The organism is Halorubrum saccharovorum DSM 1137 (assembly GCF_000337915.1).
GTDB lineage: Archaea > Halobacteriota > Halobacteria > Halobacteriales > Haloferacaceae > Halorubrum > Halorubrum saccharovorum.
In genome coordinates this window covers 83,928-109,424 of the sequence record NZ_AOJE01000021.1, presented here as the reverse complement: position 1 = coordinate 109,424, position 25,497 = coordinate 83,928, and the positions used below count along the sequence as shown (strand labels likewise).

Below are 25,497 nucleotides of genomic sequence, written 5' to 3'. Positions count from 1 at the left end.
GAGGCCGCCCCGCGGCCGATCTACGCCGACGCGCGCTCGATCGCCGCTTCGAGGTCGGCGACGATGTCTGCCGGGTCCTCGATACCGACCGAGAGCCGCACCATGTCGCCGGTGACGCCGGCGGCCTCCTGCTCTTCCTCCGTCAACTGCTGGTGGGTCGTCGACGCCGGGTGGATGACGAGCGTCTTCGCGTCGCCCACGTTCGCGAGCAGCGAGGCGAGGTCCGCGTTCTCGACGGTCCCCTTCGCGGCCTCGTAGCCGCCCTCCAGCCCGAAGGTGATCATGCCGCCGTAGCCGCCTTCCAGGTACTCGCTGGCCTCCTCGTGGGTCTCGTGGCTCTCCAGCCCGGGGTAGTTCACCCACGCCACGTCGTCGTGCTCGGCGAGGTACTCCGCGACGATCCCGGCGTTCTCGCAGTGGCGGTCCATCCGCAGCGGGAGCGACTCGGTCTGCTGAAGCGTGTTCCACGCGTCGAACGGGGACTGCTGGTCCCCCAGGTCGCGCAGGCCGCGGGTGACCGCCGCGAAGGTGAACGCGGCGTCACCGAACGCCTCGACGTAGTTGATCCCGTGGTACGCGGGGTTGTCCTGCGCGATCTCGGGATACTTCTCGGGGTAGTCTGCCCACGGGAACGACCCGCCGTCGACGAGGACGCCGCCGACGGTGGTGCCGTTGCCGGTGAGCCACTTCGTCGTCGACTCCCAGACGAGGTCCGCGCCGTGGTCGAGGGGGCGGCAGAGGTACGGCGTCGCGAACGTGTTGTCGACGAACAGCGGGACGCCGTGGTCGTGAGCGATGTCGGCGATCCGCTCGATGTCGGGCGTGACCAAGGCGGGGTTGCCGATCGTTTCGAGGTGGACGTAGGCGGTGTCCTCGTCGATCGCGTCGGCGTACCCCTCGTAGTCGAGCGGGTCGACGAACCGCGTCGAGACCCCGCGGCGCTCGACCGAGTGCGTGAGGTAGGTGTAGGTGCCGCCGTACAGCGCGGACGACGAGACGACGTTGTCGCCCGCGCTCGCGAGCATGAACGTCGCCAGATCGAACGCCGCCATCCCGGAGGAGGTGGCGACCGCGCCCACGCCGTTCTCGAGGGAGGCGATCCGCTCTTCTAAGGCGGCGTTCGTCGGGTTCATGATCCGCGAGTAGACGTTGCCAGCCTCCTCCAGCCCGAACAGCCGGGCGGCGTGATCGGCGTCCTCGAACTCGTAGGAGGTCGTCTGATAGATGGGCGTGGCGCGCGCGCCGGTCGCCGGGTCCGGGTCCGATCCCGCGTGGACGCTTCGCGTGCGGAACTCGTGATCGATGTCGTCCTCGTCGGCTGGCATACCTGGGCGTGCGCGCGCCGAGCGCTTAAAGCCGCCCGACCGTTGCGGACGTTTCCGGTATCTCGGAGGCGGACCCCGGCGGGGTCGGGTATTCCACGGAGACATCCCGGCAATTTCGGGCCGTGCGACCCCTCTCGTGCCAACCGTTAACAGCGTCGGGCCGTAACTGTGTCTATGGGAACACAAGGTCCGCGCGGTGACGCCTTCGAGATCGGGGAGGCGACGGGATCGATCCCGGACGCCGTCTGGCGGTACACGGCGCTCGCCGGCGCGCTCCTCGTCGGCTTCGCCCTCCTCAGCCAGAGCCTCGTCTACGGGGTCGGTGCGCTCGCGGTGCTGGTCGCGGCGGTGACGGTCGTCAGCGCGGTCGAGATCGTCGACGCCTACGACAAGGAGGCGCTCACAGTGTTCGGGGAGTACCGGAAGCTGCTCGAACCGGGCGTCCACCTCATCCCGCCGTTCGTCTCCCGCACGTACGCGTTCGACATGCGGACCCAGACGATCGACGTGCCGAGCCAGTCGGCGATCACGCGGGACAACTCGCCGGTGACCGCGGACGCGGTCGTCTACATCAAGGTGATGGACGCCAAGAAGGCCTTTCTCGAAGTGGACGACTACAAGAACGCCGTCTCGAACCTCGCGCAGACCACCCTCCGCGCCGTCCTCGGCGACATGGAGCTCGACGACACGCTCTCCCGGCGCGACCAGATCAACGACCGCATCAACGAGGAGTTAGACGAGCCGACCGACGAGTGGGGGATCCGCGTCGAGGCGGTCGAGGTCCGCGAAGTGAGCCCCTCGCAGGAGGTCCAGCGCGCGATGGAGCAACAGACCGGCGCCGAGCGCCGTCGCCGCGCGATGATCCTCGAAGCGCAGGGGGAACGCCGCTCGGCGATCGAGCAGGCCGAGGGTGACAAGCAGTCGAACATCATCCGCGCACAGGGTGAAAAGCAGAGCCAGATCCTCGAAGCGCAGGGGGACGCGATCTCCACCGTTCTCCGCGCCCGCTCGGCCGAGTCGATGGGCGAGCGCGCCATCATCGAGCGCGGGATGGAGACTCTCGAAGAGATCGGCAAAGGCGAGTCCACCACCTTCGTGCTCCCCCAGGAGCTCACCAGCCTCGTCGGCCGCTACGGCAAGGCCCTCTCCGGCTCCGACGTGCAACAGATGGAGGGGTTAGAGGGGAAGGAGTTCGACGAGGAGACCGAGAAGCTCCTCGGGTTGGAGGACATCGAGAGCGCCCTCGAACAGCTCGACACGGTGGCCGACAGCGACCTGCGAACCGACGAGACGCGCGACGCGGACACGGCCCGCGACGTCGAGCTGGACCGGCAGGAAGAGCGGGCCCGCGAGGCCGACCGCGACATCGAACTGGAGACCGAAAGCGAGCGGCCGGGCGACTGAGCGGGACGCGAGTCGAACGGGCGACTGAGCGGGACGCGGGTCGAACGGGCGACTGAGCGGGACGCGGGTCGAACGGGCGGTCGCCGGTCACGGGTCACCGGCCGGTCGTCTGCGGCGCCCTACCAGTCCAGCGATCCGCCGGACTGGTACTCGGTGACCTGCCGCTCGAAGAAGTTGGCCTCGCGGTTCAGGTCGACTGCCTCCGACATCCACGGGAACGGGTTCTCCGTGCCGAACCGCTCGTCCATGCCCAGTTGGGTGAGCCGCCGGTCCGCGATGTACTCGACGTACTCGACGAACCCCTCCGCGGACATCCCCATGAGGTCCGGGGGACACGCCTCCTCGGCGTACGTCGACTCCAGTTCGACGGCCTCGCGGATCAGCTCGTCGATCTCCGCCTCGAACTCGTCGGTCCAGACGCCCGGGTGCTCCTCGCGGATCGTGTTGATCAGGTCGATCCCGAAGTTGAGGTGGAGCGACTCGTCGCGCATGATGTACTCGAACTGCTCGCCGACGCCGACCATCTTCCCGCGCCGCTTCAGCGCGAGCATCATCGCGAAGCCGGCGTAGAAGAAGACCCCCTCCATGATCACGTAGAAGCCGACGAGGTCCCGGAGGAGCGCGCGCACGTCGTCGTCGGTCTCGACCGTGAACGACGGGTCGTCGATGGAGCGCGTCAGGTCGACGACGAACTCGTCTTTCTTCTGAATGGCGGGGATCCGGTCGTACATCCCGTACATGTACTCCGGCTCGAACCCGAGCGAGTCACAGCAGTAGATGAACGTGTCCGTGTGGATCGCCTCCTCGTACGCCTGCCGGAGCAGGTACTGGCGGCACTCCGGGGCGGTGACGTAGTCGTAGACGGCCAACACGAGATTGTTCGCCGTCAGCGACTCCGCGGTCGAGAAGAAGCCGAGGTTCCACTCGACGAGCCGACGCTCCGCATCGGTGAGCTCGTCGCTCTCCCACTGGTGAACGTCGTCCGCCATCGGAATCTCCTCGGGGACCCAGTTGTTGTTGACGCCGTCCCGGTAGTACTCGCGGGCCCAGTCGTACTGTATCGGCAGGATCTTGTTCGGGTCGTGCTGGCTGTCGGTGTTGAGTATCGGCATCGGTGGTGTGGTGTCGGTCGTGTCTCGGACGGTTACTGGCAGGCGTCACAGGTCGGGTCCTCGACGGTCGGGAGGTCGTCTCCCGCCGTGTTCGACGAGCCGTCGGCCGAACCGTTCTCGGACTCGGCGGAGGTCGACGTCGGCTCCTCGCCGAAGCCGGACCCGCGGTCGGCGTCCCCCCCGCGCGACTGCGTGTCGTCGTACTCGCTCATGTCGAGCGTCGACTGTTCGATGCTCGACGCGCCGAGCGTGCGCAGGTAGTAGGTCGTCTTCAGCCCGAGCTCCCACGCGGTCTCGTACACGTCGGTGAGCAGCGAGCCGTCCGTCGACGGGAAGAAGACGTTGTGCGACTGGCTCTGGTCGATCCACGCGCCGCGCCGGGCGGTGAGCCGGAGCTGGTGGCGCGGGTCGATCTCGAAGGCGCCGCGGTACAGATCGGAGAGCTCGCCGGGCAGGTCGAGGTCGCCGACCGCGCCGTCGCGGTACTTCAGGCGGTCGAGCGCCTCGGCGCCCCACTGGCCCTCGGCCTTGAGGTCGGCGACGAGCCGCTCGTTGACGACGGTGAAGTCGCCGGACATGTTCGATTTGACGTAGAGGTTCGAGTACAGCGGCTCGATCGACGGCGAGGTGCCGGCGATCGTCGATATCGTCGCCGTCGGGGCCACGGCGGTGGTGTTGGAGTTGCGCATCCCGTGCTCGGCGATCCGATCGCGGACCGCGTCCCAGTCGAGCGTCTCCGCGCGGTCGACCGGGACCTCCCGGCCGCGCTCGTCGGCCAGCAGGTCGAGGGTGTCCTGCGGGAGGACGTCCCGGTCCCACTTCGACCCCTCGAACGTCTCGTAGGCGCCGCGTTCGGCCGCCAGCTTCGCGGAGTTGTCGATCGCGTGGTAGCCGAGCAGCTCGCCGGCCCGCCCCGCGAAGCCGAGCGCGCGCTCGGAGTTCATCGGGACGCGGGCGAGCTGGAGCGCCTCGTGGAACCCCATCATCCCGAGCCCGATCGGGCGGTGTCGCGCGTTCGAGCGCTCGGCCTTATCCGTCGGGTAGAAGTTGAGGTCGACGACGTTGTCGAGCATCCGCATCGCCGTCTCGGCGGTGTCGGCGAACAGCTCGGCGTCGAGCTCGGCGGCCTCGCCGTCGACGCCGAGGTCGGGGGAGGCGTCCGCGGTCTCCGACCCGTCCCCGAGCTCGGCTCCGCCGCTCCGCGCCGCGACCCCGATATCGTCGGGGGCGGGATGCGCCTCCGCGTCGCCGCGGAACGTCATGTGGCGCGCGAGGTTGACCGAGCCGAGGTTGCAGACGGCGGTCTCCTCCTCGCTCGTGTTGAGCGTGATCTCCGTACAGAGGTTCGAGGAGTTGACGACACCGACGTGGTCCTGCGGGGACCGGACGTTACACGGGTCCTTGAACGTGATCCACGGGTGGCCCGTCTCGAACAGCCGGGTGAGCGTCTCGCGCCAGAGCTCGCTCGCGTCGACCGTCTCGTGCTGGCGGAGCTCCCCGCTCTCGGCCGCTTCCTCGTACTCCTCGTACAGCGCCTCGAACTCCTCGCCGTAGGTGCCGTGGAGCTCGGGGACCTCGTCGGGCGAGAACAGCGTCCACTTCTCGTCGTTCTCGACCCGCTTCATGAACAGGTCCGGCACCCACGCGGCGGTGTTCATGTCGTGCGTGCGGCGGCGCTCGTCGCCGGTGTTCCGCCGGAGGTCGATGAACGACGGGAAGTCGAGGTGCCACGCTTCGAGATAGGCGGCCGCCGCGCCCCGGCGCTTTCCGGACCGGTTGATCGCCCCGGTCACGTCGTTAGAGATCTTGAGGAACGGGACCGTTCCGGTCGACTCGACGCCGGTCGAGGAGATCAGCGCGCCGTCGGCCCGCAGCGGGGTCCAGTCGTTGCCGAGCCCGCCGGACCACTTCGAGAGCTTGGCGTGCTCCTTGTAGGCGTCGAAGATCCCCTCTAAGTCGTCGGGGACGGTCGTGAGGTAACACGAGGAGAGCTGGGGGTGGGTCGTCCCGGCGTGGAACAGCGTCGGCGTGGAGTGGACGAACCGCAGCGTGGAGAGGACCTCGTAGAACTCCTCGGCGCGCGCCGCCCGCTCCGACTCGTCCTCTCGGAGCGCGACGCCCATCGCGACGCGCATCCAGAACACCTGCGGGAGCTCGAACGGCTCGGCGTCGGCCTCCCGGAGGTAGTAGCGCTGTTCGAGCGTGTCGAGCGCGGTGTAGTCGAACAGCTCGTCTCGGGCCGGCTCGATCGCGTCGGCGAGGCGGTCGAGGTCGTACTCGCCCATCCGCTCGTCGAGCAGGTCGGCGTCGAGCCCTCGGTCGATCGCCTCGCGGAAGGAGTCGCGGTACGTCGCCGCGAGCGCGGCGTCGCCCTCGGGCGGCCGCTCGCCGGTCACGCGTCGGAAGTAATCCTCCCGGGCGACGCGGGCGGCGGCGGCGTCGTAGGCGGGGTCGCGCTCGATGCGCGCCGTGAGCGCGTCGACCGTCGCCTCGGCGACCTCGTCGGGGCTGGCGCCGTCGTACAGCGCGCGCTCGATCTCGTCGGCGATCCGGTCGCGCTCGTCGCCGTCCAGTACGTCCTCGTGGCCCGCCCGAGCCCGGTCGAGCAGGTCGCGAACAGCGGTGTCGTGTGTCGTCGTGCTCATGGTGTGTTCGGTCCGTCCGGGCTCGCCGCCGCGAAGCGACCGACAGCGTCGCCACTCACGGGTGCTGTCCCGATCGCCGCGAAAGCGTCGCTGTCGGCCGCGATCGGCGGCGAAATCCCGTTCGATCCGTGTCAGACAACTCCGGCTCCACCGGTATAAACATTACCAACAAATTTTCAGTAAAACAACTTTGGTTGTACTTCGGCGCGGGAGGCAGACGGCGCGTCGACTCCGGCCACACGACGGACTACGGTACTCACGCCGTCGGATCGGTCGCTCGGGGCGAGTCACAGGGCTGGCGACGCCTCCAACTCCGGTGAGAGACCCGGATTCAGGGGCGCCACGTCGCCGGATCGACTGCCCAGAGCGCGCCCACCGCGAGCGCGCCGGCGACGCCTCCCGTCGCGAGCGCGAGCGGAGAGCCCGCGGCGACCGACACGAGCAGCAGCGCCGCGCCGACGAGCAGCGCCGCGGTGTCCTCGGTCGTCGACGCGCGGACGACCGGCGCCACGGCACCGCCGACGACGGCGCCCGCGGCGATCCGGGCACCGAATTCGGAGCCGAGGTGTTCGTACGCGGCCGGATCGGTCGCGGCCGCGAGGGCCGAGCCGGGAGCGACCCCGAACCCCAAGCCGAACGCGACCGCGGCGGCGGCGCCTATCGCCGGCGCGGCCATCGCGGCGCGTGCGGAGAGATCGGCGTCGGCGAGCGCGGCGCCACCGCCGACGAGAAGCACCGACCCGGCCGCGAGCAGCGCGGGCGAAACGAGCAGCGAGACCGGCGAGAGCGTGACGGCCGTGTATCCCGTCGAACTCGATGACGAGGCGACGAGCGCCGGAGTGGTGCCCGACGCGAGGAACAGCGACGCCGTGGCGGCGAGGAGGGCGACCGATCCGACGAGGCGACGGCGGAGCGTGCTCATGTTCCGCCGGACACCGCGCGGACACAAAACGGTCGCGGGAGCGGGCCGATGAAAATGGGGACCAAGCGGCGCGCCCGCCTCAGATCGTCACGCCGGCCCGCTGGCCGCCGATCGAGACGATCACGCGCTCCGGTGTCCCCCGCTCGTCCGAGAGCCGCAACAGGAGGGTCTTGACGACCGGGTCGTCGGTCTCGATATCGCCGCGGACGCCGGCCTGATCGACGGCGATCCGGAGCGCGCGGTCGCCGGTACGGCTGATCCCGCCGAGACGTAACTGGACCTCGTCGGCCGTGAGCCGCTGGGCGACGACGAGCACCGACTCGCCGCCGTCGTCGACGAACGAGGTCGCCTCGACGAACGCCGTCGTCTCCGGCTGATCGGGGAGCACCGCCGACGTCGCCGCCGACTTCGACCGGAACGAGGCGGCGTGGGTCCGCAGCTCCTCGGGCAGCGAGCGCACGCTCTGCCCCTCGACGAGCGGGTTCCCGTCGACGTAGCGGCTCCGGACCGCGAGGTCCCGCGGCGTCGACGCCGCCAGGTCGTAGAGGCGGTCGGTACAGCCCGCGCTGGCGACGGCGAGGAGCCCGGCGGCCACCGCGCGGCGCTTCATGTGACGCCGTTCCGTCGGTCGCGGGTAAAAACCCCGCCGTCGCGGTTTTCGGCGCGTGAGAATCGGCCCCGGTGCGGGGACGGTCGAGGGAGTGCGTCCGACTACTCCTCGACCATCGGCGCCGGCACGCCGTCGTCGCCGCCGTCGAGTTCGAACGCGCGGCGGAGCTCCGCGATCCGGTCGCGGATGTCGGCCGCCAGCTCGAACTCCAGGTTGCTCGCGGCCTCGTCCATGCGCTCTTCGAGCGCCTCGATCTGGGCTTTCGCCTCGGCTTCGCTCTCCACGTCGCCGACGCTGACCGAGGAGGTGTCCGTCTTCGAGCCGGGGAGGTTCGTCTCGCCGACCGGCTTGTCGATGGTGGTCGCCTCGTAGCCGTGCTCTGCGTTATACGCCAGCTGGATCTCGCGGCGGCGCTGGGTCTCCTCGATGGCGGCCTCCATCGAGTCGGTGGTTCGGTCGGCGTAGAGGACGACCTCGCCGTTGACGTTGCGGGCGGCCCGCCCCATCGTCTGGACGAGGGTGGTGGTGGAGCGTAAGAAGCCCTCCTGGTCGGCGTCGAGGATGGCGACGAGACTCACCTCCGGGATGTCGAGCCCCTCGCGGAGCAGGTTGATCCCGACGAGCACGTCGATGTTGCCGAGCCGGAGGTCGCGGATGATCTCGTGGCGTTCGAGGGTGTCCGTCTCGTCGTGCATGTACGCCACGTCGATCCCGGCCTCCTCGAAGTACTCCGTGAGGTCCTCGGCCATCCGCTTGGTGAGGGTGGTGACCAAGACGCGCTCGTCGCGCTCGATCCGCTCGTCGACGCGTCCGAGGAGGTCCTCGACCTGCCCCGTCGCCTCCGTCACCTCCACCTTCGGGTCGACGAGGTGCGTCGGGCGGACGATCTGCTCGACGATCCGGTCGGAGGTCTCGCGCTCGTAGTCGCCCGGCGTCGCCGAGACGTAGAGAGTGCGGTCCGTCTTCTCCTCGAACTCCTCGAAGGTGAGGGGGCGGTTGTCGTAGGCGGTCGGGAGCCGGAACCCGTTCTCGACCAGCGAGTCCTTCCGCGACTTGTCGCCCTCGTACTGCCCTTTGATCTGGGGGATCGTCTGGTGGGACTCGTCGATCACGGTGAGGAAGTCGTCGGGGAAGTAGTCGAGCAGGGTGTACGGGGCGTCGCCCGACTCGCGGTCGTCCATGTGGACGGAGTAGTTCTCGATCCCCGAGCAGTAGCCCGCCTCCCGGAGCATCTCGAGGTCGAACGTGGTCCGCTCCTCGACGCGCTGGGCGGCCACGAGGTCGCCCTGCCGCTCGAAGTAGCTGACCCGCTTCTCCATCAGGTCCTCGATCTCCGCGATCGCCTGTTCCAGCTGGTCGTCCGGGATCGAGTAGTGCTCCGCCGGGTGGAGCATGACGGCGGGTTCCTCCGAGACGACCTCGCCTTTCATCGGGTCGACCTTGATCATCCGGTCGATCTCCTCGCCCCACAGCTCCACCCGGACCGCGTACCGGCCGTACATCGGGTAGATCTCGACGGTGTCGCCTCTGACGCGGAAGGTTCCCTGCGTGAAGTCCACGTCGTTGCGCTCGTAGTTCAGGTCGACGAGTCGGGCGAGCAGCTCCTCGCGGCCCACCTCCTCGCCGACCTCCAGCCGGAGCGCCATGTCGCGGTAGTTCCCCGGGTCGCCGAGCCCGTAGATCGCGGAGACCGAGGCGACCACGATCACGTCGTCGCGGGTGAGGAGCGAGCGCGTCGCCGAGTGGCGCAGTCGGTCGATCTCCTCGTTGATCGACATCTCCTTGTCGATGAACGTGTCCGTCTGCTCGACGTACGCCTCCGGCTGGTAGTAGTCGTAGTAGGAGACGAAGTACTCGACGGCGTTGTCCGGGAACAGCTCGCGGAACTCCTCGTACAGCTGGGCCGCGAGCGTCTTGTTGTGCGCCAAGACGAGGGTGGGCTGATCGAGCTCTTCGGCGACCCACGAGACGGTGTTCGTCTTCCCGGAGCCGGTGACGCCGAGGAGCGTCTGCTTGTCGGCGCCCGACTCGAACCCCTCCACGAGTTCCGCTATCGCCTCCGGCTGGTCGCCCGCGGGTTCGAACGGGGCGTCGACGCGGAGGGGGCGGTCGACGGTCGGGCGGTCCTCCGAGAGGGGGGAGTCGGCGTCGCTCACGATACGCGTCGTTGGGCGGCGAGCCACTTGAGCGGCGCGGCTACGGCGGTCGACTGCCCGGTTTCCTCTCAGGCGGGTCCATCAGGGGGAAGACCGATTAGCGACCGGACGGAACTGAGCCCGTGTCCCTCCAACTCACGCCCGTCGCCGCGTTCGGCGCGGCCCTCGTGCTGTTCGTCTGGGTCGCGATCGGCGCGTGGGTCAACTTCGACGCCCACGCCCGCGGAAGCGACCATCCGGGGTTCTGGGGCGTTCTGGCCCCGGTTTCGGGCATCGTGCTGGCCTACTACCTGCTGTGGTGGCGCCGCGGACGCTCCCGCGAGTATCCGGCGTCCAAGTGGGAGCGAGCCACCGCTATCGTCGTCGTCGCCGGTCTCGGCGGGCTGGTGGTCGGGAGCCTCGTCTCGCCGCCCGATCCGATCTCGCAGTTGACCGTTTGGCCGGTCGCGTTCGCCTGCTGTCTGCCCGTCGCGTACTGGCTGGTGAGAAAGAGGTTTGGAACGGCTGAGGGTACGTCTACCGGTCGTTGAGGTGGATTCTTGAAAGTCTCAACCGTTCATTCATAAACTGTTGGCGCTGGTTCGGCGGTGAACACCTCCAAAGCCCCGGTCGCGAGGACTCTGTGCGGTCGCTGCGGTCCTCAGTCGCTCGTTTCACTCGCTCCTTGTGGTCCTTGCGTCCCGCGTCTTCGTCCTTCCGGGAGACTTCGTCTCCCGTCTTTCCGCTCGCTACGCTCGCGGAAATCGCGACTGCCCCTTTGAGTCCCACCCCGACCCCGACCGCCAGCACCTCACGCCTCCCCAGCCTCGTCGGCGCGGCGCTTATAAGCGCCGCGCCGACTCCCTCGCACACGCTGACTCGCGGCCGCCGAGGGCGGCCGCTCGCAGGTGCGCGCCACCGCGACTAACTACATCCGGTCCTCACGTCTCAGTCGTCGGCCGTGTACGCCCCGCTCCGGTGTTCGATCCGATGTACCTCGACGATCGATGAGTCGTGATCGAGCACGCACGCGAGTCGGTACTGTCCGACGCGAAGCTTGGAGAACGGACCACCGGTCAGCGGTTCGACGAACTCCGCGGGCTCCCGCCACTCCGAGTCGACGACCTCGTCGAGCTTCGAGGTGATCCGGTCTTGCACGTGTGCGTCTAGGACCTCGAACTGCTCGGCTGCACGCGACGTGAACGCCCACGTCCACTCTTCACTCACGGTCCTCGTTCTGGTCCATCATTTTCATGACTTCCTCCCGCGAGACGAGTTCGGAACTCTCGGTCCGGAGCTCGTGCTCGCTCGTCGCGATCTGTCGCCATCCCTCTCTCGAAAAGTCGGGATGCTTGACGGCGTCGCGGACGGCGTATCGTAGGAACTCGCTGCGAGAGTTGAACCCCTGTTCCTTCCACGTCGCGTCGATGTCGTCGAGGAACGGCTTCCCGAGGCGGAGATTGATCTGCACCGTCTCCGGGCCGCCGTCGTCGGTTCCCGTGTCGGCGTTTGACATATACGTGTGCTTTACGCACGTATACGTATAGCTGTTTTGCGGAGAGCGACCGCGCGATTGGACGAAAACGTTTCCCCGCCTCCCCGCGACGCTCTCCGTATGCGCATCGCCGTCCCCAACAAGGGCCGCCTGCACGATCCGACGCTCTCGCTCTTAGAGCGCGCGGGGCTCCACGTCGAGGAGACCGCCGACCGCCAGCTGTACGCCGACACCGTCGACCCCGACGTGACGGTGCTGTTCGCGCGCGCGGCCGACATTCCCGAGTACGTCCGCGACGGCGCCGCCGACATCGGGATCACGGGCCTCGACCAGGCCGCGGAGTCCGGCGGCGTCGTCGACGCCGCGAGCGCGGCGGCGGAGGGCGACCTCGTCGACTTACTCGATCTGGGGTACGGCTCCTGTAAGCTCGTTCTCGCGGCGCCGGAGGACGGCGACATCGAGGGCGTCGGGGACCTCGCCGGCGGGACGATCGCCACCGAGTTCCCGGCGGTCACCCGCGACTACCTCGACCGGGTCGGCGTCGACGCCGACGTGGTCACCGTGACGGGCGCGACCGAGCTCACGCCGCACGTCGACATGGCCGACGCCATCGTCGACATCACCTCCACGGGGACGACGCTGAAGGTGAACCGCCTCGCCGTCATCGACGACGTGCTCGACTCCTCGGTGCGGCTGTTCGCTCGCCCCGATGTCGTCGACGACGCGAAGGTCGAGCAGGTGCTGACCGCCTTCGAGTCCGTGCTCGCGGCCGACGGCCGGCGCTACCTGATGATGAATGCCCCGAAGGAGCGCCTCGACGAGGTGAAAGACGTGATCCCCGGGCTCGGCGGGCCGACGGTGATGGACGTGGAGGCCGACGAGGACGGGAACGGGATGGTGGCGGTCCACGCCGTCGTGGAGGAGCGCGACGTGTTCGCGACGATCTCGGAGCTGAAGTCGGTCGGCGCGACCGGCATCCTCGTCACCGAGATCGAGCGGCTCGTCGAATGACTCCGGGATGAGACCCTACCCGTCGCCGATCAGCCGCTCCTTCTCGGCGCGCGTCAGCGACTTGACCGCGTGCTCGCGCGACATCGCGGCCGACTTCGAGTCGAACGACTCGACGTGGCGCAGCGTCACGGGGGTCCGGCCGCGGGTGTACTTGGCGCCCTCGCCGGCGTCGTGCTCGGCGACGCGCCGCTCCACGTCGGTGGTGTAGCCGGTGTAGAGCGTGCCGTCGGCGCACTCGACGACGTACACGTGATGACCTGACACGAGAGCGGGTTGTCTTCCGGCCTCAAAACCACCGCGATCCCCGCATTGCCGGTGTGGGCCACGCCCCGAACTACGAGTCGGACGCCGCGTCGACCGCGCGGGCGATCAGGCCCGCCTGCGCGCCGGCGACGAAGCCGGCATCGACGTTCACGGTCGTGAGCACCGAGCAGGACTGGAGCGCGCCCTCCAGCGCCGCGACCCCCTCGCCGCCGACGCCGTAGCCGGCCGACACCGGGAGCGCGATCACCGGCGCAGCGACGAGCCCCGCGACGACCGTCGGGAGCGCCCCCTCGCGGCCGGCGGCGACCACGACCACGTCGGCCTCGCGAATGCGATCGCGCTGGTCCAGGATCCGGTCGAGGTTCGCGACCCCCACGTCGTCGACCCGATCGATCGCGGCACCGATCTCGCGAGCGACGACCGCCGCCTCCCCCGCGACCGCCGCGTCCGCGGTGCCGGCCGCGACGATCGCGACGGTCGCGTCGAGGTCCGGGCGCTCGAAGTCGCCCGCGTGAACCACGACTGTTCCGGTCCGCTCGTCGTGGTCGACGGTCGCGTCCAGGGGGTCCGGCGTGTCGAGGTCGAGGTCGGCGATCGCCGTCTGGATCGCGGTCGCGTCGTCCGCGTCCGCCCGCGTGACGAGCGCGCGGCCCGTCGTCTCCACCGCGGTCGTCGTCAGCGCGGCGACCTCCGCGGGCGTCTTTCCCTCCGCGAGGATCGCCTCTGGGATCCCGCGTCGTCCCTCGCGGGCGGCGTCGAACCGCCCGGCCGCCGTCGTCGCGTAGCCCGCGAGCCGTGACTCCGCCTCCGCGACGCCGATCTCTCCGGCGTCGAGCGCCTCAAGCGTGTCGCGCATGGTCACCTGTCCGGGTCCGACGGTGTCGTACCTATCGATTTGATCCGATTTGGCCACCGATCGCCTCTCGCTCTCACAAGGTTTATAAGCACGCGTTCTTGGACACCGCCGCGAACCGCCCGCACGACGCCCCTCGCGGTCGAATTCAGGAACTCTTATTAACTATCGACGGATAGCGTCGACCGCATGGCAGACCTTATTGTCAAAGCGGCCGTCAAGGAAGCCCTGGACGACAAGAACGTCGCTTCGGACTTCTACGACGCGCTGGACGACGAAGTGGACGAGCTGCTCGAAGACGCCGCGCGCCGCGCCGAGGCCAACGACCGGAAGACGGTCCAGCCTCGCGACCTCTAAGACGGACGCGCTTTCCGTTCTTTATTTTTTGACGCGACCACCGACCGCCGAGCGACGCGTCCGCCGATCCCTCAGCGACGCGTCCGACTATCTGCCGGCAGGAGCCGGCCCGCCGTCACCGCCTCGCGACCCGCACACCTGTCTCCGTCCCGACGTGGACCTCGTCCGCGAGGTCGACGAAGACCCCGTGCTCGACGACGCCGGGCGTCGTCGCCAGCGTCGTCGCCAGCGCGCCCGGATCGTCGATCGCGCCGAACGCGCAGTCGAGCACCAGGTTCCCGTTATCGGTGACGACCGGCCCGTCCTTCCGCTCCGCGCGCCGTAAGGCCGGCTCGCCGCCGGTCGCCCGCACCGCCTCGGCGACCGCGGTTCGGCCGGCGGGGAGCACCTCCACCGGAACGGGTCGATCGAGGACCGGCGTCTCCTTCGAGGGGTCGGCCACGACGAGGAAGCGGTCGGCCGCCGCGTCGACCAGCTTCTCGCGGGCGTGGGCGGCGCCGCCGCCCTTGATCAGGGGGCCGGCGGTCGGTCCGTCGTCTTCACCCCCGCCGACCGCGACCTGATCCGCCCCGTCGATCGCGACGTCGATCCCGGGCGCGTCGGGGCCCGCCGCCTCGTCGAGGTCGAGCAGTGGAATCCCGCAGTCGGCCGCGAGCTCCCGGCTCGCGAAGGAGGTCGCCACGCCCCGGATGTCGAGGCCGGAACCGACTCGGTCCCCGAGCCGTCGGATCGCATGGGCCGCGGTCGATCCGGTTCCGAGGCCGACCACCTCGCCGTCGGCAACCGTCTCGGCCGCCGACTCGCCGGCGCGTCGCTTCGCCGCGTCGCTGCCGCCGCTCGTCTTCATGCAGTCGAGTGCGTGCGGCGCCGTTGAAAAGGCGTCGGGGTTTCGAGGGCGGGTCGGCACGCGGCGACGCGCTCACTCCAACCGGTCCAGCACCGCCTCCGACTCGTAGGCCAGCGAGAGCTCCCGCGAGCGCCCGCGTCCCTCCACCTCGGCGTACTCCGCGTCGATCACGCCGAGCTGGTCGAGCTTGTTGATGATCTCCGAGTAGCGGGTGTAGCCGAGGTCCGTCTCGTCGTGGAACGCCTCGTACACCGTCCCGGCGCGCTCGCCGTCGTTCTCGGCGAGCACGCGGACGAGGGCGCGCTCGGACTCGGAGAGCCCGCGGAGCGAGCGCGAGAGGTGGACGTGTTTGGACTTGTCGTAGGCGGACTCCACGTCCTCCTCGGCGATCGTCTTCGAGGCGCGCATCTCCGCGTTGAGCCCCGCCCGGCGGAGGAGGTCGATCCCGACCCGAAGGTCGCCGCTCTCGGCGGTCAGGTCCGCGACGCGCTCCAGTTCCTCGTCGTCGATGACGCCGTCGTGGAACCCGCGCTTCGCGCGCTCCAACAGGATGTCGTAGATCTCGGTCGCGTCGTAGACGGGGAAGTACACCTCTTCGGGCCGAAAGACGGACTGGACCCGGGTGTCGAGATCGTCGATCACGTCGAGCCCCAGATCGGAGGAGACGACGATGACGCCGATCTTCGCGCCCGAGTGCGCCTCGTGGGCCCGAAGCAGCGAGTAGAGGGTATCGGAGGCCTCGTTCTCGTAGAAGAGGTAGTTCACGTCGTCGAGCGCGACGACGAGCACGTCGTCCTCCTCGACGAGCCGGTCGGTTATCTGGCCGAACAGCTTCTTGAACGATATTCCGGAGGATGGCGGCTCGTAGTCGAATATCCCCTCGAACAGCCGCGAGAAGACGGCGTACCGCGTCGAGTCGACCTGGCAGTTCACTCGTACGGTTCGCACGTCGGTGCGGGCGCCGAGCTCGCCGAACAGCTTCTGGACCGCGGTGGTCTTCCCGGTGCCCGGCGGCCCGCGCACCATCGTGTTGAGCGGACGAGAGCCGCGGACGGCGGGGCGGAGCGCGTACTTCAGGCTCTCGAGCTGGCTCTCGCGGTGGCGGAACGTCTCGGGAACGTGGTCGATCTCGAACACCGACTCGTCGCGGAACACCGACTCGTCCCACGAGAGCATGTCGCCGCCGGCGTCCCCGGTCATGTGCACACCACGAGAGGCCGCCCACTTAACCGTTGCCCGCGGGGACGGTGAAACTGAAACTTGTCGCCTGCGACGCTCAACCGCCGGGTATCGCCGGTCGATCGTTCACTCTCGGGACGGTGGTCTCGGGGTGTCCTCGCCTCGCCAACCGCCGCTCCGGGTCACTCCCGATCGAGCACGAGGACGTGTCGCGTGAGCGATCGGTGGACCCGGCGCTCGAAGGCGGCGTCGACCGTCCAGCCGGCCGCGAGCGCCTCTCCGCGCCAGTCGCGGTCGGCGACCACGACGGCTCGGGGCGCGACTCGGGCGGCCTCCGTCAGCGCGCCCCCGACGAGGTCCGCGAGTTCGTGGCGGGCGATCTTCGACTGGCGGCCGTACGGGGCGTCGAACGCGACCCCGTCGACCGCGTCGTCGCGCAGGGGGAGAGCCGTGGCGTCGCCGCGGGCGACGTGCCAGTCGGGGGCGGACCGCTCCGCGTCGCTCTCGGCCCCGCCCACGTACTCCCGGAGGTTCTCACGCGTTCCGCGGACCATCTTCGCCTGGGCGTCGCACGCGATCACGTCGCTCCCGACGATCCCGGCCTCCAGCGGGAGCCCCCCGGTGCCGCACATCGGGTCGAGGATAGCTCGTCCGGGCGCGGCGCCGGCGAGGTTCGCGTACGCGCGGGCGTCGACCGGCGCCATGCTCCCCGGCTGGAAGAAGGGTCGGTCGGTCGGCTTGGGCGCGAAGTCGCGGGCGGCCTCGACGGCGACCCACCCGAGCGCGCAGGTGTCGGCGTCGTCGCCGTCCGCCCCCCGCACCGCGTCGTGGTCCTCGCGCTCGCCGGCCGCGAACAGCGCGCGCAGGACGTGGTCGGGGTCGTCCAGGTCGACCTCGAACCCGCGGTCGACGAGGACCCCGCCCAACTCCCGTTCGGCGGCGCTCGTCGACACCCCCGTCGTGTTCCGGACGTTGCGGGCGCGGACCGCGACGGTCCCGGACCGGTCGAGCGGCGCCGCGTCGAGGGCGGCCGCGGCGGCGTCGATATCGGCGTCGGTCCGGGCGACCGCCTCGTGGGCGGCGCGGGTGTACGCGAGCCGGCGGACCGAACTGCCCGCGCTACCGCCGCCCCCCTCACCGCTGACGGTCCCCCTTCCCCCGACGCTCCCGGCCCGCGCGATCCCCGGCGCGAGCAGTTCCACGCCCGTCGCCGCGACGGCGGCCTCGCGGGCGGCGAACGCGTCCTCCTCGCCGGCGAGTTCGAGCCAGTACACGCCGCGGAGTCGGGCCGCCGGTCGCAAGAGGATAGCGGTTCCGACCAGCCACCTTTTTACGTGCTTCAACTGTGTACCGAGGTAGTAATGGCCGATCCGAAGGAGACAATCACGATAGAGAACGTCGTTGCCTCCACGGGGATCGGGCAGGAGCTCGATCTCCAGAGCGTCGCGATGGACCTCGAGGGCGCCGACTACGATCCGGAGCAGTTCCCCGGGCTCGTCTACCGCACCACGGACCCGAAGTCGGCCGCGCTGATCTTCCGGTCCGGGAAGATCGTCTGTACGGGCGCCAACTCCATCGACGCCGTCCACGAGAGTCTCGATCTGGTGTTCGACGAGCTTCGAAAGCTCCAGATCCCGATCGAGGACCCGGAGATCACGGTCCAGAACATCGTCACTTCCGCCGACCTCGGCGAGAGCCTCAACCTCAACGCGATCGCGATCGGGCTGGGGCTCGAACACATCGAGTACGAGCCGGAGCAGTTCCCCGGGCTCGTCTACCGGATCGACGACCCCGACGTGGTGGCGCTTCTGTTCGGCAGCGGAAAGCTCGTCATCACCGGCGGGACGACCCCCGACGACGCCGCGGCCGCCGTCGACGTGATCGTCGAGGAACTCGACGGCCTCGGGCTGCTCGACTGACGACGGTCCCGCTCGATTCGATTCCGCGACCACTTTTACCCGCCGCCTCGTAGGTCGCCCATGCTCCTCCAGACGGTGACGCCGATCACGGTGCTGGGGACGACCGTCCTGTTCGCGCTGTTCCTCTCCGTGACCGCCCATCTCGCGGCGCGGAACGTCCTCGGCGACGTCGATCCCCGCCGGGCTCTCTACATCGGTCCGCTTCCCGCGGTCACCGCAATCGTCGGCGTCACCTACGCACTGCCGGAAGCCCTGATCGTTTTCGTCGCACTCCTTCTCGACGCCGCCATGTTCGCGTGGAGCTACGACCAGCCCCGTCGCCTCGTGGTCGGAATGACCGTGATCCACGCCGTGATCACGACGCTGCTCGCGGTCGTGTTATTCAGCGTCTCTCTGCTGTTTGCGACGATGCCGGGATGAGCCGTCACGGTTCCGGCGGCCCTCCGTCGTACGCGTCGTGGTCGCCGTAGAAGTTCAGCATCGCGAACTTCAGTTTCTCGGGGGCGATATCGAGCAGTTCCTCGCGCTCCTCGAGCGGAAACGCGCTGCGGACTGAGTACTTCCCCATGTCCGCGGACGTGTATCGGCGGTCCGCGAGGATCCGGACGCCGAAGTCGTCGGGACCGCGGACGACACGCCCCAGCGCCTGTCGCGTCTTGCGGATCGTCGGGATCTCGACCGCGTACGCCCAGCCGGGGTCGCGCGAGCGGTCGCGGTCGGCGAACGCCCGGTCGTAGGCGTCCTGGACCGCCTCCATCCGGTCGGAGAGGTGCGGGTACGGAACGCCGACGACCACCACCGTCCGGGCGTCGTCGCCGTCGAAGCTCACGCCCTCGGCGAGCGTTCCCCACAGCGAGGTGAAGAGGGTCGCGTCGTCGCTCTCGACGAACCGCCGGCGAAGCTCCTCCTCGTTCTGCCCGGGTCCGTCCAGATAGAGAGGTCCGAGGTCCGCGTCTGCGCCGCTGCCACCGGCCGACCCGCCGAGCCGCTCGTAGTAGCGCTCGGCCTCGGCGTAGGAGGGGAAGAAGGCGAGCGTGTTCCCCGGCGTGAAGCGGATCGCGTCGCGCAGCAGCGACGCCACCGTCTCCTGCGTCTCCGGATCGCTGCGCTCGGAGGCGAACAAGGGGGGCGTGTCGACGGCGAACGTCCGCCGGTTCTCCTCGGGATATCCCATCTCGTACGCGAGCGTCGCCACGTCCTCTAAGCCGAGCACGTCGTTGGTGACGTCGAACGGGCGGAGCGTCGCGCTCATCAGCACCGAGGCGGCGACCTCGCCGAACAGCTCCTGCGTGATGCGTCGGGGGATGCAGGTGTACAGCTCCGCGCGGCCGTACACCTCGTCGGTGGCGCCGTCGCGGCGCACGGAGACGACCGGGTACTGTCCCAGTTCGGTCCCCTCCTCCATCCACGTCGAGACGAACCGCGCGACCTGCAGGGTCTGACACTCCGTGCGGGTCGTGGTCTCGCCGTCGCGGTAGCGCCGCTCGTACTCCTCGTCGAGCGCCTGTCCGAGCTGGACCGCGAGCTCCGTCTCGGTGTCGATCCCCTTCCCCTCGTAGTTGCGGAGGAACGCGAGCGTGAGGTCGTCGCGGCGGTCGTCGTTGGCGATCGACAGGTCCTCCCAGTTCTCGCCGACCGACTCGCGCCGGCCGACGCCGAGCGCGTCGTCGCGGGTCTCCACGAGGGCGTCGCGGAAGGCGCGCACGACGTTCTCGGCCGCCTCGGCGCGGGAGTCGTCGCTGTCCGCGAGCTCGTCGAGGGCGGCGTCGAGCGTGTTCTCGGTGAGCGTGCGGGTGGCGTGGTCGCGGGCGGCGTCCTCGACGTTGTGGGCCTCGTCGAAGACGGTGATTATCTCGGAGGGGTCGCGGTCGATCCACCGGAAGAACTGCTCGCGGATGTTGGGATCCAGCAGGTGATGGTAGTTACACACCACCAGATCGACGCCCTCCATCCCTTCCTTCAACAGCTCGTAGCCGCACAGCTCGCGCTCGTCCGCGTACGCGTACACGTCCTCGGGGGTGCGAACGTCCTCGAACAGCCACCCGAAGAACTCGTCGGTGTCCTCGACGAGGTTGTTCCGGTAGTGGGCGCAGACGTTCGCGGTCTCGTACTCCTCGATCTCCGCTTCCAGCTCGTCGAGCTCGTCCATGACCGACTCGCGGGCCTCGGCGGCCCCCGCGTCCCCCTCGCGGCTCTCGGCCAGCAGCTCGCGCTGGCGGGCCTCCAGCTCGCGGACCTCGCTCTCGGTCTCCACCATCTCGCGGGTGGTGTCCCGGAGGGTCTGACACTCCTGGTAGTCGACGTCGATGTGGCACATCGACGACTTCCCCTTGAACACGACGGCGCGGATCGGCTCTTCGCCGGTGATCGCGCGGGCGTCCTCGACGAACTGCCGCATCTGCTGGTGAACGCTGGTCGTGATCACGACCGTGCGGTCGTGCTCGCGGGCGTGTTCGAGGGCGGGCACGAGCGCGGAGAGGGTCTTCCCGGTTCCCGGCGCCCCCTCGAACAGCACGTCCTGCCCGCGGTCCAGCGCGTTGGCGATCCTGTCCATCGCCTCGCGCTGGTTCGGGTACGGCTCCTCGTACGGGAAGAACCGCAGATGCGGCGACTCTGACACGGGACGAGGTTCGTCGTCATCGGCTAAAAGGGGTGGGGTGCCGGAGCGGAAGTGGTCGACCGCGGGATCGCGCTCCTCGCCGTCGTCGTTTCAGCGAACTTAACCGTTTGGGATCTGTGCACCGTACACACACTTTTCCGGCGTTTATTACCGGTTCTCGGGCGATGTCGCATCCGCTATGGCAACCGAAACCGCGACGGCGACCGACGTATCGACCGAAAACGGCGCTTGGAAGGCCGGCGTGGCAGGCGGACTGGCCGGGGGCTTCGTCTTCGGCGTGATGATGTCGATGATGACTCCCGGCGTGCTGGAGATGGCGCTCCCGGCGATGTACGGGGTCGAGGGCCCCGCCGGCGCCGTCGGCTGGGCGATTCACATGTCTCACGGCGCGGTCATCGGTCTCGGATTCGCCGCGATCGCGGGCCTGCGGCCGGACCTCGGCGGCTCGCTCGGAACGAGCCTCGGCGTCGGTGCGGGCTACGGCCTCCTCGTGTGGCTCGCGCTCGCGGTGATCGCGATGCCGATCTGGCTGGGGGCCGTCGGGTTCCCGGGCGCGCCGCCGCTGCCGAACGTCGGCGTCGAGAGCCTCGTCGGTCACGCCGTGTACGGGACGGTCCTCGGCGGCGTCTACTCGGCGGTCGCGAACTGACGCCTCGCGGTACCTCGCTTTTTAACCCCTCGGCGACGACCACCGTAGCAACGCATGTTCGACGAGATCCTCGAGAAGTTCGAGGGGTCACCCAGCCAGCAGGCGGTGATCCGACTGTTCTTGGAGCGCGGCTTCTCCGTCAACGAGGAGGGGCGGGTCGTCTCCGGCGGGATCGAGATCCCGTACACCGGAATCGCGCGCGAGCTCGACGTCGACCGTCGCGTCGTCGACTCGACGACGGACGCGATCCTCGCCGATCCCGAACTGAAGCGCATCTTCACCAACATCTCGTCGGTTCCGAGCCTGATGGACCTGGCTCCCGTGCTGGACCTGACGGTGCTCACGATAGAGGTCGCGGCCGCCGACGAGGCCGGCATCGTCGCCGAGGTGACCGGGATTCTCGCCGATCACGAGATTTCGATCCGGCAGGTGCTGAGCGAGGATCCGGAGTTCACCGACGACCCGAAGCTGTACGTGATCACCGACGCCGACCTCTCCGGCGATCTGCTCGTCGAGATACGCGACCTGGAGTACGTCCGCCGCGTCGGATTCTGAGGCGGTTGGGCCGAGGGACCGCCGCTGACCGGCAGATCGAACTGACCAGTTCCACCGGCTCCCCGCGTCGGCGCGTCCGCCCTGCGTCTTATATACGGTCCCGAGCCAGTTCGGAACGCGTTCCTGCCCGATTTTCACTTTCACTCGGGTGTAAACCAGTCTTTATACGGGATGGCGAACAAGGGACGCGTACATGCCAGAAGACGAACTCGAGGACCTCCCCGGAGTCGGCCCCGCCACCGCAGACAAACTCGTCGAGAACGGGTTCGAGAGCTACCAGTCGATCGCCGTCGCGAGCCCCGGCGAGATGTCCAACACCGCCGACATCGGCGAATCGTCGGCCGCGGACATCATCAACGCCGCCCGCGACGCCGCCGACGTCGGCGGCTTCGAGACGGGCGCGACCGTGCTCGAACGCCGACAGGAAATCGGGAAGCTCTCCTGGCAGATCGACGAGGTCGACGACCTGCTCGGCGGCGGGATCGAGACGCAGTCGATCACCGAGGTGTACGGCGAGTTCGGGTCCGGGAAGTCGCAGGTGACCCACCAGATGGCGGTCAACGTCCAGCTCCTGCCGGAGAACGGCGGGCTCGACGGCGGCTGTATCTTCGTCGACACCGAGGACACGTTCCGCCCGGAACGGATCGACGACATGGTTCGCGGGCTCGACGACGAGATCCTCGCCGACGAAATGGAGCGCCGCGAGATCGAGGGAACACCCGACGACGAGGAGGCGATGGAGGAGCTGATCGAGGCCTTCTTAGACCAGATCCACGTCGCCAAGGCGTTCAACTCCAACCACCAGATCCTGCTGGCCGAGAAGGCCAAGGAGCTCGCCGGCGAGCACGAGGAGGGCGAGTGGCCCATCCGGATCGTCTGCGTCGACTCGCTGACGGCCCACTTCCGCGCGGAGTACGTCGGGCGGGGGGAGCTCGCGGAGCGACAGCAGAAGCTCAACAAACACCTCCACGACCTGATGCGGATCGGCGATCTGTTCAACACCGCCATCCTCGTCACCAACCAGGTCGCCTCCAACCCCGACTCCTACTTCGGCGACCCGACGCAGGCGATCGGCGGCAACATCCTCGGGCACGCCTCCACGTTCCGGATCTACCTCCGGAAGTCGAAGGGTAACAAGCGGATCGTCCGACTCGTCGACGCGCCGAACCTCGCAGACGGCGAGGCCGTGATGCGCGTCCAGGGCGAGGGACTGAAACCGGAGTAACGGGCGCTCCTCGCGGATCGATCCTCCGAGTCCAGCACCGCTATTGCTTTCGCCCCGTCTCCCGATTTGGACAGAATTTTGCGGACGAAACGCATCGAACACGTGACGCTGTGTGATGTCGTTCTCCTGATCGCACAGCGGAGCCGAAATCGGGTTGACAAACGTCAGTTTCCCGAAGAACATCACCGAGACACCCGATATCCGGGTAGTCGGGCTATCTGGCGGTTTTCACGGCGATCTCTGCGGTGGCAAGTATTTCCACCACCCCCCGCGCACGGCGCTTTGCGGCTCGAAAACCTCTGTTCCGGCAGATATTGACAGTAAATTAATAAAACATCTGTTCGCTTCGAGTGCAAATATTGCTACCGACTCCCGGGTCATATGACCTAATACAACATTGACTTGTCCTTATATTGAACACCTTCCGTATCATCAAGCAGATTTCTTGTGAAACTCAACTCGAACGTTTATATATTCCTGTTCCCCGTTGTCGGAACGTGATTCAGAACATGAACACGGACGAAATGCACGGTTTGGATAACGAATGTTCAGTTGAGGTGATCGAAGCGTGACGACCGGCGTACTCGCGAGCATCGACCCGAGCGTCCTCGCGGAGGGCGTGAACCTGATGTGGGTCGCGGTGGTCTGTTTCCTGATCTTCTTCATGCACGCCGGCTTCGCGATGCTGGAGGCCGGGCAGGTACGCGCGAAGAACGTCGCGAACCAGCTCACGAAGAATCTCCTCACGTGGGGAGTCGGTGTCTTAGTGTACTTCCTGATCGGCTTCGGGATCGAAGGCGTCGCCGGCGGCGGCGGATTCTCTCCGGCGTCGGCCCTCAGCGACGGCGGTTGGGTCAATAGCTGGCTGTTCGGCGCCGTCTTCGCGATGACGGCGGCGACGATCGTCTCCGGTGCGGTCGCCGGCCGCGCGAAACTCCGCGCGTACGTCGCGTACACGGTCGCTATCTCCGCGGTCATCTACCCGGTCGTCGCGGGAATCACCTGGGGCGGCGGCTTCCTCGGCGGCGCCGGCCTCGGCTTCACTGACTTCGCGGGCGGGATGATCGTCCACGGGGTCGGCGGCATCGCCGGTCTCACCGCGGCGTACATGCTTGGACCGCGCATGGATCGCTACGCCGAGGACGGGTCCACGAACGTCATCCCCGGTCACTCGATGACGTTCGCGGTGCTCGGCACGCTCATCTTGGCGTTCGGCTGGTACGGATTCAACGTCGGGACGACCGCGACCGTCTTCTCGGTCACGGAGTCCGGCGAGCTCGCGCTCGGCGGCTACGCCGCGGTCGGCCGCGTCTCCCTGACGACGACGCTCGGCATGGGAGCCGGGGCAATCGGCGCGGCGCTCGGCTCGATGTACCTCACGAAGAAGGTCGACACCCTGTACGTCGCCAACGGCGTGCTTGCGGGACTCGTCGCCGTCACCGGCACGGCCAACGCGATCACCTGGTGGGGCGCCATCGCGGTCGCGCTGATCTGCGGCCTCCAGCTCCCGCTCGTGTTCGAGTTCGTCTCGGACAAAATGAAGATCGACGACGTGTGCGCGGTGTTCCCGGTTCACGGCTCTGCGGGCGTCATCGGCGTCCTCGCGCTGCCGTTCATCCACGTGGACGGCTTCTCGATGGACCTGCTCGTCTCGCAGGTGATCGGCGTCGTCGTCATCACCGCGTGGACGGTCGTCGCGACCGGCGTGGTGTTCGGCGTCTTCAAGGCCGCCGGTCAGGCCCGCGTCACCCCCGACCACGAGCGTGACGGACTCGATGTCAGCGAACACGGCGTCGAGACGTACCCCGAGTTCGGTAAAGCGAACGTCGCGACCGACGGCGGTCCCTCCGTCGTCGACACCACCGACGAATCCCCGCGCGCCGACGGCGGCGAGGAGGCGGGCTCGGAGATCAAGATGGTCACGGCGGTCGTCCGCCCCGACAAGCTCGGGGCCATCAAGCAGGCGCTCGCGGAGATCAACGCGCCCTCGCTCACCGTGACGAACGTCTCGGGCCGCGGCAGCCAGCCCGCGAAGACGGGCCAGTGGCGCGGCGAGGAGTTCACGGTCGACCTCCACCAGAAGGTGAAGATCGACGTGGTCGTCGCCGACATCCCGGCCGACGAGGTCGCGGACGCGATCGCCGACGCCGCGAAGACCGGCGAGCCCGGTGACGGCAAGGTGTTCATCATGCCGGTCGAGGACGCGTTGCAGGTCCGCACCGGCACGACCGGTCCGGAGGCGGTGTAGGGCCGGACGGCCGACCCCGGCGGTGAATCGATAACGGATCGGCGCCGGCGAAACGACCGACGCGGCGGCGGTCTTCGACTGACGCTTTTTCCGCGGTGCGACGCCACCGACGGTGTCGCCCG

The 25,497-nt window shown here is 68.6% G+C and carries 24 protein-coding genes; 10 read left to right on the top strand and 14 right to left on the bottom strand.

Annotated features, from left to right (window positions below; all coding sequences use genetic code 11):
• Positions 1–20 precede the first annotated feature (20 nt).
• The gene (locus C471_RS07275; RefSeq protein ID WP_004047586.1) at positions 21–1,325 is read right to left on the bottom strand and encodes an O-acetylhomoserine aminocarboxypropyltransferase/cysteine synthase family protein; all 1,305 of its coding nucleotides are present in this window, start codon (positions 1,323–1,325) and stop codon (positions 21–23) included.
• Positions 1,326–1,499: 174 nt separating this feature from the next.
• Between C471_RS07275 and C471_RS07270 the strand changes: the two genes are divergently transcribed.
• Complete coding sequence (locus C471_RS07270) at positions 1,500–2,729, top strand: SPFH domain-containing protein (RefSeq protein ID WP_004047585.1); 1,230 nt, start codon at positions 1,500–1,502, stop codon at positions 2,727–2,729.
• Positions 2,730–2,848: 119 nt separating this feature from the next.
• Here C471_RS07270 and C471_RS07265 read toward each other — a convergent pair whose 3' ends face one another.
• From C471_RS07265 to uvrB, 5 genes are all read right to left on the bottom strand, one after another.
• Positions 2,849–3,841, bottom strand: a complete 993-nt coding sequence (locus C471_RS07265; RefSeq protein ID WP_004047582.1) for a ribonucleotide-diphosphate reductase subunit beta — start codon at positions 3,839–3,841, stop codon at positions 2,849–2,851.
• Positions 3,842–3,873: 32 nt separating this feature from the next.
• On the bottom strand, positions 3,874–6,486 hold the full coding sequence (locus tag C471_RS07260; RefSeq protein WP_004047581.1) for a ribonucleoside-diphosphate reductase subunit alpha: 2,613 nt from the start codon (positions 6,484–6,486) through the stop codon (positions 3,874–3,876).
• A gap of 331 nt (positions 6,487–6,817) precedes the next feature.
• Positions 6,818–7,408 carry a hypothetical protein gene (locus C471_RS07255; RefSeq protein ID WP_004047579.1) on the bottom strand — a complete coding sequence of 197 codons (591 nt, stop codon included), beginning with the start codon at positions 7,406–7,408 and terminating at the stop codon, positions 6,818–6,820.
• Positions 7,409–7,487: 79 nt separating this feature from the next.
• A complete protein-coding gene (locus C471_RS07250; RefSeq protein ID WP_004047577.1) occupies positions 7,488–8,018 on the bottom strand; it encodes a hypothetical protein in 531 nt (176 codons plus the stop codon).
• A gap of 101 nt (positions 8,019–8,119) precedes the next feature.
• Positions 8,120–10,174 carry an excinuclease ABC subunit UvrB gene (gene uvrB / locus C471_RS07245; RefSeq protein WP_004047575.1) on the bottom strand — a complete coding sequence of 685 codons (2,055 nt, stop codon included), beginning with the start codon at positions 10,172–10,174 and terminating at the stop codon, positions 8,120–8,122.
• A 122-nt stretch (positions 10,175–10,296) separates the two neighbouring features.
• Between uvrB and C471_RS07240 the strand changes: the two genes are divergently transcribed.
• Positions 10,297–10,704, top strand: coding sequence for a hypothetical protein (locus tag C471_RS07240; RefSeq protein ID WP_004047574.1), 408 nt, complete (start codon positions 10,297–10,299; stop codon positions 10,702–10,704).
• A 397-nt stretch (positions 10,705–11,101) separates the two neighbouring features.
• On the opposite strand, the gene C471_RS07235 is transcribed toward C471_RS07240, so the two are convergent.
• Both C471_RS07235 and C471_RS07230 read right to left on the bottom strand, forming a co-directional pair.
• Positions 11,102–11,380 (bottom strand): type II toxin-antitoxin system RelE family toxin, encoded by a 279-nt coding sequence (locus C471_RS07235; RefSeq protein WP_004047572.1) that lies wholly within the window; start codon positions 11,378–11,380, stop codon positions 11,102–11,104.
• Positions 11,373–11,669 (bottom strand): ribbon-helix-helix domain-containing protein, encoded by a 297-nt coding sequence (locus C471_RS07230; RefSeq protein WP_004047569.1) that lies wholly within the window; start codon positions 11,667–11,669, stop codon positions 11,373–11,375. The genes C471_RS07235 and C471_RS07230 overlap by 8 nt, the downstream gene beginning before the upstream one ends.
• 99 nt (positions 11,670–11,768) lie before the next feature.
• Here C471_RS07230 and hisG point away from each other — a divergent pair, with 99 nt between their 5' ends.
• On the top strand, positions 11,769–12,659 hold the full coding sequence (gene hisG, locus C471_RS07225) for an ATP phosphoribosyltransferase (protein ID WP_004047566.1): 891 nt from the start codon (positions 11,769–11,771) through the stop codon (positions 12,657–12,659).
• Positions 12,660–12,674: 15 nt separating this feature from the next.
• Here the strand turns inward: hisG and C471_RS07220 are convergent, their stop codons facing one another.
• Both C471_RS07220 and larB read right to left on the bottom strand, forming a co-directional pair.
• A complete protein-coding gene (locus C471_RS07220) occupies positions 12,675–12,923 on the bottom strand; it encodes a GIY-YIG nuclease family protein (protein WP_004047564.1) in 249 nt (82 codons plus the stop codon).
• 70 nt (positions 12,924–12,993) lie between these two features.
• Positions 12,994–13,779, bottom strand: coding sequence for a nickel pincer cofactor biosynthesis protein LarB (gene larB / locus C471_RS07215; RefSeq protein WP_004047562.1), 786 nt, complete (start codon positions 13,777–13,779; stop codon positions 12,994–12,996).
• Between the two features lie 186 nt (positions 13,780–13,965).
• Here larB and C471_RS07210 point away from each other — a divergent pair, with 186 nt between their 5' ends.
• Positions 13,966–14,133, top strand: a complete 168-nt coding sequence (locus C471_RS07210; RefSeq protein WP_004047560.1) for a DUF1931 family protein — start codon at positions 13,966–13,968, stop codon at positions 14,131–14,133.
• 115 nt (positions 14,134–14,248) lie between these two features.
• On the opposite strand, the gene rpiA is transcribed toward C471_RS07210, so the two are convergent.
• The 3 genes from rpiA to C471_RS07195 all read right to left on the bottom strand — a co-directional run bounded on the left by rpiA (position 14,249) and on the right by C471_RS07195 (position 17,433).
• The gene (gene rpiA / locus C471_RS07205) at positions 14,249–14,980 is read right to left on the bottom strand and encodes a ribose-5-phosphate isomerase RpiA (RefSeq protein WP_004047539.1); all 732 of its coding nucleotides are present in this window, start codon (positions 14,978–14,980) and stop codon (positions 14,249–14,251) included.
• A gap of 72 nt (positions 14,981–15,052) precedes the next feature.
• Positions 15,053–16,180, bottom strand: coding sequence for an ORC1-type DNA replication protein (locus tag C471_RS07200; protein WP_004047537.1), 1,128 nt, complete (start codon positions 16,178–16,180; stop codon positions 15,053–15,055).
• Positions 16,181–16,341: 161 nt separating this feature from the next.
• Complete coding sequence (locus C471_RS07195; RefSeq protein ID WP_004047535.1) at positions 16,342–17,433, bottom strand: THUMP domain-containing protein; 1,092 nt, start codon at positions 17,431–17,433, stop codon at positions 16,342–16,344.
• A gap of 87 nt (positions 17,434–17,520) precedes the next feature.
• Here C471_RS07195 and C471_RS07190 point away from each other — a divergent pair, with 87 nt between their 5' ends.
• Positions 17,521–18,078 carry a TATA-box-binding protein gene (locus C471_RS07190; protein ID WP_004047533.1) on the top strand — a complete coding sequence of 186 codons (558 nt, stop codon included), beginning with the start codon at positions 17,521–17,523 and terminating at the stop codon, positions 18,076–18,078.
• 60 nt (positions 18,079–18,138) lie between these two features.
• Entirely contained in the window at positions 18,139–18,498 is a 360-nt protein-coding gene (locus C471_RS07185) for a DUF7473 family protein (protein WP_004047531.1), read from the top strand.
• A 4-nt stretch (positions 18,499–18,502) separates the two neighbouring features.
• On the opposite strand, the gene C471_RS07180 is transcribed toward C471_RS07185, so the two are convergent.
• The gene (locus tag C471_RS07180; RefSeq protein ID WP_004047530.1) at positions 18,503–20,698 is read right to left on the bottom strand and encodes an ATP-dependent DNA helicase; all 2,196 of its coding nucleotides are present in this window, start codon (positions 20,696–20,698) and stop codon (positions 18,503–18,505) included.
• A gap of 178 nt (positions 20,699–20,876) precedes the next feature.
• Here C471_RS07180 and C471_RS07175 point away from each other — a divergent pair, with 178 nt between their 5' ends.
• The 4 genes from C471_RS07175 to C471_RS07160 all read left to right on the top strand — a co-directional run bounded on the left by C471_RS07175 (position 20,877) and on the right by C471_RS07160 (position 25,375).
• Entirely contained in the window at positions 20,877–21,347 is a 471-nt protein-coding gene (locus tag C471_RS07175) for a hypothetical protein (protein ID WP_004047528.1), read from the top strand.
• A 54-nt stretch (positions 21,348–21,401) separates the two neighbouring features.
• Positions 21,402–21,902, top strand: coding sequence for an ACT domain-containing protein (locus C471_RS07170; protein ID WP_004047527.1), 501 nt, complete (start codon positions 21,402–21,404; stop codon positions 21,900–21,902).
• A 193-nt stretch (positions 21,903–22,095) separates the two neighbouring features.
• Positions 22,096–23,127 (top strand): DNA repair and recombination protein RadA, encoded by a 1,032-nt coding sequence (gene radA / locus C471_RS07165; protein WP_004047526.1) that lies wholly within the window; start codon positions 22,096–22,098, stop codon positions 23,125–23,127.
• Between the two features lie 568 nt (positions 23,128–23,695).
• The gene (locus C471_RS07160; RefSeq protein ID WP_004047524.1) at positions 23,696–25,375 is read left to right on the top strand and encodes an ammonium transporter; all 1,680 of its coding nucleotides are present in this window, start codon (positions 23,696–23,698) and stop codon (positions 25,373–25,375) included.
• The last annotated feature ends 122 nt before the right edge of the window (positions 25,376–25,497 follow it).